Genomic DNA, 1,085 nt, shown 5'->3' on the forward strand with positions numbered 1-1,085 from the left:
CAAACCAGGTCAACCAGTAGAACCAGGTAAGGAACTTCCAAACCTTCCAACAAATCCAGGTGAAGATACCCCAATCATCTACGTACCAATCGTAAATGATGTGACTAAACCAACCAAACAGATAGTGAAGTTTGAAGGAGCAGGTGACAAGACTCCAGCTGACAATGTCCAAGACGACTTTACATTTACTGGTAAAGAAAAACAAGCTGATGGAACTACAACATGGACTGAAACTAGTCATACCTATGGCAAGGTTACTGTTCCTGTAATTCCAGGTTACTACGCTGATAAGACAGAAGCTGGTGGTAAGACAGTTACTCCAGAAAATCCTGAAGTAGTAGAGATTATTACCTATAAACCACTTGGAAGCTTGGTTCCAAAACCAGAGAAACCAAATGATCCAAACTTCCCATCAACACCAGAAGTGAAGTATCCAAATGATCCAACAGATCCAACAAAACCAGGAAAACCAGTTGTTCCAGACGTACCAGGCTACAAACCATACTTGCCAGATCCAAAAGATCCAAGCAAACCAGGTCAACCAGTAGAACCAGGTAAGGAACTTCCAAACCTTCCAACAAATCCAGGTGATGACACACCAATCATCTACGTACCAATCGTACCAGTAACTCCAGAGAAACCAGTGACTCCAGAGAAACCAGTAACTCCAGAGAAACCAGTGACTCCAGAGAAACCAGCCTCAGCTAAAGAAAATACTCCTCAGTTGCCAAATACTGGTACTGAAGATCATACTAGCTTAGCAGCACTTGGACTTCTTGGAGTAATGAGTGGATTTGGACTTGTAGCTCGTAAGAAAAAAGAAGATTAGTATCTTTAATATTTTAAAGGACTAGCTATTCCGTTTTAATAGAACTAATTTTCAGTAGGATGAATCTGAGAGCTAAAAATCTACCATTTTAAGTTTAAAGTTTCTTTACTTAAATTCTTAAACTGAATAGGTACTAAAAGTGAACAAGACAAAATTCTGATTTTCAGAACCTATGTTTTGTTCGCTTTTTTTGGGCTCTTTGTCAACTGTAGTGGGTTGAATAAAAGCTAACATCTGGAGAGGACAATTGTTGTCC

The 1,085-nt window shown here is 39.5% G+C and carries 1 protein-coding gene; it reads left to right on the top strand.

What is annotated here, in order from left to right; translation table 11 throughout:
* Window positions 1-829: LPXTG cell wall anchor domain-containing protein (locus ADH81_RS04765; RefSeq protein WP_049526880.1), on the top strand; the 829-nt coding region annotated here is incomplete at its 5' end.
* Between the last annotated feature and the right edge of the window lie 256 nt (window positions 830-1,085).

Source organism: Streptococcus pseudopneumoniae, from assembly GCF_001072925.1.
Classification (GTDB): domain Bacteria; phylum Bacillota; class Bacilli; order Lactobacillales; family Streptococcaceae; genus Streptococcus; species Streptococcus pseudopneumoniae_Q.